This is a genomic window from Streptomyces sp. NPDC048290, from assembly GCF_040652095.1.
Classification (GTDB): Bacteria; Actinomycetota; Actinomycetes; order Streptomycetales; family Streptomycetaceae; genus Streptomyces.
On sequence record NZ_JBEZLM010000057.1, the window covers coordinates 1 to 8988 of the forward strand.

The following is an 8988-nucleotide window of genomic DNA, read 5'->3' on the forward strand; positions in this document are numbered from 1 at the left end:
TCAAGGCCGAGCTGATCGAGCACCAAGGGCCCTGGCGGGACGCTGACCAGGTCGAACGCGCTGTCGTTCAATGGGTCGGCTGGTACAACACCGAGTGCCTTCACTCCGCTCTCGGCTACCTCCCACCCGAGGAATTCGAGACCCAGCACTACCGATCCCAGGCAGCAGTGAACGCCGCCTGAAACCACGCAAACCGGCCGCTACGAAACTCGGGGCAGCTCACCAGGCGCCTGCGGTAGTCAGATAACAGACCATCGACGCCCGGCAGATGCTCGGTGAGGAACTGCGACATCGCTGACGTCGGTTCCTTGAGGGACGAGGTGAGACTCATAGGCGCATCCTGGCGCACCCTTCCGGCAGCACCTGCAGCGTCTGGCTGCGGTACCGGGTGGTAGCCGAAACTTCGCGCCATATCCGGCGCACCGGCCACGCCGATGCATTGTCAGACCCTGCCTCTACAGTGCCCCTCTCCTGCGCAAGGACGCGAATCAGAGTTCCCACCCTTGCCCGTCAAAAGCGCGCTCTCACCTGCGCTGATGACATTTCGAACGCCAAGTCGAGGCGGAACATCCTGCCGTGACCAGCAGCGAGCCGGACTTCCAGCCAGGGCCCGTCGACTACAGGCAGACAGCGGACCGTCGCGTGCTACACGCGTTGAATCCGGGCAACACATAGGAACAAATGACCGAAAGAATCGCGTCGCCCTGTGAGCCCGCTCTAGGTTCGAGACGTGTCCGGCACACCATCCGTGCCGGTCCACATCAGGTTCGTACACCGATGGCTGACCGCGCCCACCTGCCGCGCGTCATGTGGCTCCTCGGTAAGCACCTCTCGCCCCGACATTGACCCGGCCTCGTGGACCAGCAACGCCTACCAGGCCTGGCGAGCGGCGCCGGCAAGAGCTTCCGGTTGACGGACCGGAGAGAGAGGGACAGCACCCCACGCCTCCAGCACTTGACGCTTCCTCTCATCCCCGCCTCGCGCCATATCGAGAAAGAACAGACGATGAGTAGATATTCCGCGATCGACGACCTCCTCGCTACCCGCCGTCCTCTGCCCCCGCCCGCCGAACGCAGCCGTCTGCGTACCAATCTCGCCCTCACCGCTGATGCAGTAGCCCGCGTGATCGGCATCAGCCCCGCCATACTCCACGCATGGGAAGAGGGACACGCCGAGCCGCAAGGACACGTCCGCGCCGCCTGCGCCTATTTCCTCACGCACGCCCGCACCTGCGCCGTCGAGGATCCCACCCTCGCCCTCAATCAACCGGTGCCCGGCACCTCCACCGAACTCTTGCCACAACACACCTTCTGCGTGCTGTGCGGAAACCCGGCCAGCCAGCAAGTGGACGGCTATCCGCAACACCTCACCGCTGCCGAGTGCGCCGAGGCAGCCACCTCCTTGCCGACCCTCAGCCTTCCCAAGCCTGATGAGACACCACAGCCCCGGATCCCGCACCCCCGCTCCGGTGCCTCACACCGCTCCAACACCCCCCAGGACTTGGTCAGGGAGACCGTCGCCGCAGCCCTAGCCGCCCACGACGGCGACCAGCGCCAAGCCATCGCAGCACTCACCGCACGCGCAATCCCGGACGCTATGCGGCTGCTCGATATGTGTCGAATCGGTGCCCGGTACGACATCGTCCGCTGCCCCGCACTGCCCGAGACACTCCGCAAGCCGTCCCCGCACGCGCCTGACCGCGTCTGGGAGGCACGTCCCGACTGGCAGCGTCCACAGGCACCAGACCAGACGGACACAGTGGCGGCGCTCAGCATTAACGGTGCCTACCTAGCTGCTTTGAAGACCCATCTTCCCCTCGGCCAGCTCCAGCCCACTGACCCTCACCCGCATGACCGGCGTCGCGCTGGCATCCATCTCATCACCCCCTCAGCCTGGGAACACGGCGCCTACCTGCCCAGCCCTCTTGGGCCGCACTTTGAACCCGGACCTGTCTGGATTACCGAGTCCACTCTGCGGCTCCTGCTGCGCTTATCGAGCTCCAAGTACGCACTGTGTGACCCACCGGTCATCCACGAGTCCTACACGTCCGGGTCCACCGAGAACCTGCTTGAGAAGTTCCGTACCACCCTGCGCGACGCGCGGGCCCGCGCCCTCGACGAGGACGACGCGGTCACGCTGGAGTACGTGAAAGCCTTGTACTCCGAATTTATCTCCACCATGGGGGAGCCGACATCCAACAGGGATCTGCGCCGTCCCGACTGGATGCACATCATCCGCTCACAAGCCTTCGCCAACCTATGGTCCAAGGCCTATAAGGCGTACGACGAAGGCCTGACCCTCGTGAAGGTATGCGGCGCTGACGAACTGCACCTGCAAGGAGAGTGGCGACGAGTCTTCCAGGAAGGCCAGGACCTTTCTCAGATCAAACTGAAGGACACCTCCCAAGTCGCAGTGCTGTACTCCGAGGCCCAGCCGGAACAGCAGAAGAGGTGCAACGACCCATATATCGAGAAGCGACGCTACGAGTACGCGGGCGGGCGCTACGTGGGCTGCCGCAGCTGCGGAGGAGACCTGTGCACCTCGTGCCGGGCCGTCCACCTTGCTCCGGCCGACGTTCCATACGAGTACAACGACGACAACCTGTGCCCGGCGTGCCGATAGACGACTGGGTGGCAATCGTCGTGGTCGGGGCGACCCGGAGCCGCCGGCAGGCAGGAGGCCTGGGCTTGATGGGCGAGGTCGGGTCGTCCGGTCTTTGACGGTTCCTTAGGACTCCGCTAATCTCCATGCTGAATCTGATATCAGAGTTTGCATGTAGGGAGCGGGTGGGATGTTGCTGACGACCGGGCAGGCCGCGGAGGAGCTCGGCTGCGCGATCACCACGTTCCGCCGCCTCATCGCTGCCGGATTGCTGCCGGGCCTGTCCCGGCGCGGCGTGCGCGTCATGGTCCCGCTCGAGGTCGTCCAGGCCCTGCAGACGCGGCGGCAGGCGCCGCTCGATCGACTGCCGGTCCGCGAAATCGCCGTCCTGCGGGTGGATGTGGCCCGGCGGACGCAGGAACCGCAACGCTCCTGGCTCGGCTTCGCCGCCGACCTCCCGTCGGAGGACCTGCTCAAGGCGCTGCGCGGCTGGTGGCGGTGCGACCCGGCGAGTGTCGCGGCTGGGGGAGTGCTGCCGGTCACTTTGTCCGGCTACGTGGTGGCCGTCCTGACCGGCCTTCAGCGGTGGGAGAAGAACCCCAAGGGTCGCCATGCCTTTCCCGATGCCTGCCTGGCCGGCTACGTCACCGACCTGGCCACCCCCCACACCCGCCTCACCTCCCACGCCGACGGAGACCGGCAGCTTGCCGAACAACTACTGGGCACGCGGCTGGCCTCCCACTCGGGCGGAGCCCTCGCCTACGTTTCCACTCACGCCACCGTCGACTGAACTCGGCCCGGACAAGGAACGCCCGATGGACGCACAGAGCTACCGTGCCGCGCTCGCCGACCTGCGCACCGTGCGGGACCAGATCAAAAAGATTCGAGCCGCACTGACGAAGCAGGAAGCGGACCGCGACAAGCTGATCATCCAGCTGGCCTCCTACCCGAAGGCGAAGGCCGAGCGGATCGCCCCGGCGGCCGGACTGGGCGTGGCCGACGTGGTCGCCCTCGCCCCGGCCCTGGCACCCGACAGCCTCGCTGTGAACGACGCCCTGCAGCTGGCGGCCGAGCCGTCCACCATCCAGGCCACCCCCGAAGCCGTACCGTCCCCGCCGCAGCAGGCAGCGGCCATCCCCGCGATGACCGCTGCTGCCGCGCGACCTGCTCCGCCAATGGCTCCCGTCGAACCCGCAGCCCCGCAGGCGCCCACAGCGCCTCAGGCGCCACGGGATCTGCCCTCCATCCCCGCAGGGGCCAGCGGCGATGCCTGGCTCGCGCCTACCCCCGGGCTGGCCTCCGCCCGGCCCAACTTCACCCAGCAGGCCCGCTCCACCGTCTTCCTGGACACCGACACCGGCGTCCTGGTCCACCGCAACCAGACCCACCACCTCGACCTCGCGAACCGGTCGGCCGCGGACCTCCTCACCGCCGTCTTCCACACCGTCCCCGAGGGCGTGGAACGCATCTACATCACCGCAGGTGACCCCTGGCACCGCGACACAGGCCGCTACCCCTACCTGCGCGACGCCGTCGCCGCCTGGCTCAACGCCCCCACACCGGGCTGGCGCACCGACACCGGTCGCGGCCGCGACCGGATGGCCGGACACTTCGTCCACGCCCGCAACCCCGTCGGCCGCTACCAGCGCGAGACCGGCGAGCAGCACGTCGAAATCCGCTCGGTGGGGGAGTGGTTCGACGTCGACGGCGATGACCCGGCAACCGTCCGCGACGCGTTCGTGCTGCTGTGGCAGGCCCTGCGCCGCCACTGGAGCGACGCCGTCGTCATGGGCTCACCCTCGCAGACCGGCCGCGACCTGTGGACACGCACCATCCCGCAGCGCGGCCAGTACTCCGACGGCTTCCCCGTGCTGTCCGAAGAACTGCGCGGCCTGCTGCACGCCACCGCCGGACAGGGCCGCAACGAACTCATCACCCCGCCCCGCCTGCCCGACCGACTTCCGCAACTCGTCGAGTACGACCGCACCTTCGCCTACGCCAAGCACACCTGGAAATCCCCGGTCGGCACCCCCCGACGCGTCAGCGCCGGCACGTTCGCCGCCTGGTCGCAGAAAGAGCAGATGCGCGCGCTGTACGGGTGCGGGCACTGGCACATCCGCGTGACAGTCCCCGACACCTGGGACCACATCGGCCTCCTCCCGGCCCCCGCCCCAGGAGACCGTGCCTGGCACTACCCGGCCGAACCCGGCACCACCTTCACCACCTGGGCCGGCGGACCCGAAATCCACACCGCCCTGACCAACCCCCTGATGCCGTGGAAGGTCGAGATCCTCGACGGCGTCCTGTGGGACGACGGCAAACCCCTGGACGACTGGGCCAAGAAACTCAAGGAGACCTGGGCTAACCTCTCCGCCCAGGCGCACTTCCAGGGCGACGCCCAGCAGGCCCGCGCCGCCCACCTCGCCTCCCGCGCAGTGCGCTCCATCCTCCTGTACGGCATCGGTGCCTTCGCCCAGCGCCCCCGCATGGTCACCGGCACCACCCCGCGCAGCGCCGAGCGTGACGTGCCGCCGGATGCCGAGATCATCGGCTTCGACGACGAGTTGATCACCTGGCAGAAGCCCACCGGTTTCGCCCGCGACCCCAACGCCCACCCCGAGTGGGCCGCCGCGATCTGGTCCGGCGCCCGCGCCGCCCTCCTCACGCAGCGCCACCGCGACGACGACACCTACGCCGGCGCCCTGCACAGCCCGCCCGGCACCGTGGTCGCCTTCCGCACCGACGCCCTCTACCTCACCCAGCCCCACGACTGGCCCTACCACCACCAGCCCGGCGACTACCTCCTGCGCGGCCGCCTCACCGGCTCCGTCACCGCCCCCACCACCGAGGAAGAGCTCCTGACCCTGCGGGACGCCGGTCGTGCGGCCCTCACCGCTGAGCAGGAGGCCTGATGCCGCCCCGCCGCCGCAACCAGACAGACCGTCAGGGGGAGTTGAACGAGGCGGCGCAGCTCGCCGACCAGCTCCGACAGGCTGGCTACACCAAACGCGACATCGCCCGCATCATCGCCCGCGACCCGTCCCTGGTCTCGCAGTTCTACACCAAGAACAAGGGGGCCGCCTTCGTCCCCGCGCTCCGGCAGGTCCTGGCCGCCGTCGAGACCGCAGGCATCACCGAGCTGCCTGAACTCGCCGCCATCGCCGCCCGCCACACCCAGCGGCGCACCACCGCCTCCGGCGCCCGCGCCCGGGTACGCAGCAAGGCCGTCCTGATCACCCCGACCGGATCAGGCACCGGCCGCGTCGGCGCCCAGGCCATCGCCTCCGGCTCCGCCCGCCTGCGTCCCCTGATCGCCGAAGCCGCCCGCCTGGGACTGCGCCTGGCCTTCACCGTCCGCCTCGCCAAGACCGGCTACGTGCACCCTTCCGGGAGTCGTGTCGACTCACCCGGCATCCGCCGCGAGGTCATCCAGCGCGCCGACCACACCGAGGAGCGCTCCTACGGTTCCGCGCAGACCGGCGGATTCGACGCCGCCGACTTCGCCCGTCGCGTGGATGCCGCAGGCGGCGACGTCACCACCGCCGTACACCAATGGCTCGTGGAAACCGGGCGCATCCGCCCGGACGCCCACATCATCCACCTCGAGGTCCGCACCTGGCGCCCCCGCTGACAGCGCCCTGGGGCAACCGCGTCTCTCACACCGCGCGGTCAGCTGCCAGCCTCTGCGGGCTGTGCCTCGTCCCCAGGCGCATCCGTCGGCTTGGAGGCGGGAGCGGTGTAGAAGACGGACCTTCCTTGCTTGGTGCGCTCCGCCTGGCTCTTGGGCACGAGCCCATCGAGCGTGACCCGCACGACCTTGTCCGCGAACTGGCGCTCGGGGTGTGCCTGGCCGAGCGCGGCAGAGATCTCCGCAGCCGAGCGAGGTTCCTTCAGCTCCAAGAGGTGGCGGCGGATGAGCTCGACCAGAGTGGGCTGAGCCGCCTTCGCGGCATCCGCCGGCTTGGCAACGGGCTTCCTGGCCGCTGCCTTCTTCGGGGCGGCGGCGGACTTCCGGGCCTGCTTCCCGCCGCGTGCGGCGCCGGACTTCTGCCGGGGCGAGGGGACCACGGCGCTCTCGGCCTCTGCTTCGGGCTGGGCCGGCGCCTGGGTGATCCCGAGTGCCTGCTGCACGTTCACCAGCACCGTGTGGTCGTGCTGCACTGCGGCAAGCTGCTCTTGCAGGGAGGCGATCTCCGCGGTGATACGTTCCTGCTCTTTCACATTGCGTTCGAGGTCGCCGGTCACCTGGGCGACGTAGTGGGCTGTCAGTTCGGTGGCGGAAGTGGCTGTCTCGAGCATGGGGCTGGCCTTCCTCGGCGGTTGAACGTCCTGCGGGGCTGCACCACATGGGAGTGAAGGCCCTCTTGTGCGAGGTCTTGGCGGCCTGGCAGGAAGTGCTGCTAGTGCCGCGAGATGCCTCGGTGTACAGATGGTACGGACAAGAAGTGCTGGTTGTTCGTGCCAGGTGGTGTCTTCTTACTCGTGAGACAGTCTCACAATTCTCATGCCTGGTGTTCGATAGGCAGTGCGGCGATACGTGACTGGGCCTGTGGCTGGGGCAGTTGCCAGACCACCTCGTCGGTCTCCCGGTTGTGCCGCCATGCCTGGAGGGTGCGTGTGGTTACCAGCCGGTCGAGGAGCTCGCTGGTCTGCTGAGCGGAGTGCCCGCACAGGCGGGTGAGGATGTCCATGTCGGTGCCATGTTCGGCGCGGGCACTGGTGTGTGCGGCCAGCGCGAGGGCAGTCAGCCGCAAGGCGGGCGCTGCGGCCGGCAGGATCAACGGCGTGGGCCGCAGTGCCCAGCCGGCGGTGCGGCAATGGGCGCGACGGCCGGGTGCCTGGTCCAGTACCGCGGCATCGAGCAGCCGCACCTCTGCGGGCAGCGCACGGAAGTCCGGCAGCGCAAGCCAGTCGGCATGGGCCAGCTCCAGCCACAACTCGCGGTTCCCGTGCAGTCGCATGCCCCGCAGCAGGCCCGTCGGCAGCCGGACCTGACCGCGGACGTCCGTTCGCAGCGCGCACTGCAGGGCCAGCAGTCGGGCCGCGGGGGAGGTGAACCGGGGCAGCGCGGTGCCGAGGTAGGTGAGCATCTCCCGCACCCGCACCCGTTCCTGCAGGCCGGCCTGGAACCGGTGCGAGGGTACGGAAGGGCAGGCGGAGGCGGATGGCCGGCTGGAGCCGGAGAGAGTGTCGGGTACGACGGCTGTGTTGCTGGTCGCTGCGGCGCAGGCCGCACAGGCGTCGGCCAGCCGCCAGGTGCGGCCGCTGCGATCGCGGGTGAGGGCGAGCAGCACCGGCCCTGCGCAGCCGCGATGACGCGGATGCCACCGACAGCCCCGGGCCTGCACTGACAGCTGCGCAGATGGGCGGGCAGCGCGTCGGCGCGGGCGTGACAGGCAAGATGCGCCAGGACGGCCGAGCGCGCGGAGGATCCCGGGAGCGACGACGTGTGAGCGGTGCAGGTGGGGCAGACGAGTGCGGGGCCGCCCGGTCGCGGACGCAGTTCCACTGTCCAGATGCGTCGCACTGCTGCGTGCGTGCCGGCGAGCCTCATGGGCTGGTCGTCCTCCCGCGTGTCCGTGCCCGAGGTGGTCGGTGCCCGGCGGCAGAGCGCCGGGGAGGCGCACGGTAGTGCAGAGCCCTGCACCTTGATCGGTCGCTCTCGCCCCCGGATAGATAGTGCAGAGGTCTGCACTGACAGGGCAGGTCTCTGCACCGTCGGATGGTGGAGTGACGATCTTGCCGCCCGACCCCGACCTCACCGCGCTGCGTGTCAACCTCGCGCGCCTGCGGGGCGAGCGCGGCTGGACCTTCGACGAACTCGCCGGCCGCAGCGGTCTGGCCCGGCGCACCCTCATCGACCTCGAGCACGGCCGCACCACCGGCACCGTCACCACCTGGCGCGCCCTTGCCCATGCCTTCGACGTGCCCATCGAACGCCTCCTCGGCGCCCTCTGCGACGACCACACCCCACCCGGCACACACGGCACCTGACGCTTCGGCACTCCCGCCGCCGGGGTATCGGGCAGATCACCCGATCCGGCGAGCGGGCATCGAACGCAATGCCGCTAGTGAGATCACCCGTTCGATTGCCTTGGGCTGATCAGGGGACACGGGCCTCACGATGTTGCGTAGCGCCGTGTGCCGCCTGGCACGGTCAGGGCCATGTGCTCCACGCCCACCCCCGCCAGCCGACACTGGGACGGCAGCCCCCGCAACACCCGACGCCCCCGCCCTCTGCGCGTCGCCGGCACCAGCCCCAGCCGCCTGCTGCGCGCTGGCCAAAGCGGCCGCCGTCCTCATGTCCATCGACCCGGATCTGCGCGAACTCCTCACCGGCCTGAGCAACCCTGCGCTGGTGGCCACCTGCGCGGCCCTCGATACCGA

At 69.3% G+C, this 8988-nt stretch carries 8 protein-coding genes; 6 read left to right on the plus strand and 2 right to left on the minus strand.

From position 1 onward, the window contains the following. The 5 genes from AB0D49_RS41655 to AB0D49_RS41675 form a co-directional block, all read left to right on the plus strand. Positions 1 to 182: integrase core domain-containing protein (locus AB0D49_RS41655; RefSeq protein WP_362769474.1), on the plus strand; the 182-nt coding region annotated here is incomplete at its 5' end. 823 nt (positions 183 to 1005) lie between these two features. Beyond that, on the plus strand, positions 1006 to 2622 hold the full coding sequence (locus AB0D49_RS41660) for a transcriptional regulator (protein ID WP_362769477.1): 1617 nt from the start codon (positions 1006 to 1008) through the stop codon (positions 2620 to 2622). Between the two features lie 169 nt (positions 2623 to 2791). Then, the gene (locus AB0D49_RS41665) at positions 2792 to 3391 is read left to right on the plus strand and encodes a helix-turn-helix domain-containing protein (RefSeq protein ID WP_362769479.1); all 600 of its coding nucleotides are present in this window, start codon (positions 2792 to 2794) and stop codon (positions 3389 to 3391) included. A 25-nt stretch (positions 3392 to 3416) separates the two neighbouring features. Next, positions 3417 to 5513: a hypothetical protein gene (locus AB0D49_RS41670; protein ID WP_362769481.1), complete on the plus strand. Its 2097-nt coding sequence runs from the start codon at positions 3417 to 3419 to the stop codon at positions 5511 to 5513. After that, positions 5513 to 6232 carry a helix-turn-helix domain containing protein gene (locus tag AB0D49_RS41675; RefSeq protein WP_362769484.1) on the plus strand — a complete coding sequence of 240 codons (720 nt, stop codon included), beginning with the start codon at positions 5513 to 5515 and terminating at the stop codon, positions 6230 to 6232. The genes AB0D49_RS41670 and AB0D49_RS41675 overlap by 1 nt, the downstream gene beginning before the upstream one ends. Before the next feature lie 38 nt (positions 6233 to 6270). On the opposite strand, the gene AB0D49_RS41680 is transcribed toward AB0D49_RS41675, so the two are convergent. Together AB0D49_RS41680 and AB0D49_RS41685 are read right to left on the minus strand one after the other, a co-directional pair. Next, complete coding sequence (locus AB0D49_RS41680; RefSeq protein ID WP_362769487.1) at positions 6271 to 6900, minus strand: hypothetical protein; 630 nt, start codon at positions 6898 to 6900, stop codon at positions 6271 to 6273. Between the two features lie 203 nt (positions 6901 to 7103). Further along, on the minus strand, positions 7104 to 7895 hold the full coding sequence (locus AB0D49_RS41685; RefSeq protein WP_362769489.1) for a hypothetical protein: 792 nt from the start codon (positions 7893 to 7895) through the stop codon (positions 7104 to 7106). Between the two features lie 436 nt (positions 7896 to 8331). Between AB0D49_RS41685 and AB0D49_RS41690 the strand changes: the two genes are divergently transcribed. Then, entirely contained in the window at positions 8332 to 8595 is a 264-nt protein-coding gene (locus tag AB0D49_RS41690) for a helix-turn-helix transcriptional regulator (RefSeq protein ID WP_362769492.1), read from the plus strand. Positions 8596 to 8988: the final 393 nt, after the last annotated feature.

What these genes read in the sequence shown, in the direction of transcription:
- AB0D49_RS41660 (WP_362769477.1), top strand. Translation starts at nt 1,006, where the DNA reads ATGAGTAGATATTCCGCGATCGACGACCTCCTCGCTACCCGCCGTCCT.
- AB0D49_RS41665 (WP_362769479.1), top strand. Translation starts at nt 2,792, where the DNA reads ATGTTGCTGACGACCGGGCAGGCCGCGGAGGAGCTCGGCTGCGCGATC.
- AB0D49_RS41670 (WP_362769481.1), top strand. Translation starts at nt 3,417, where the DNA reads ATGGACGCACAGAGCTACCGTGCCGCGCTCGCCGACCTGCGCACCGTG.
- AB0D49_RS41675 (WP_362769484.1), top strand. Translation starts at nt 5,513, where the DNA reads ATGCCGCCCCGCCGCCGCAACCAGACAGACCGTCAGGGGGAGTTGAAC.
- AB0D49_RS41680 (WP_362769487.1), bottom strand. Translation starts at nt 6,900, where the DNA reads ATGCTCGAGACAGCCACTTCCGCCACCGAACTGACAGCCCACTACGTC.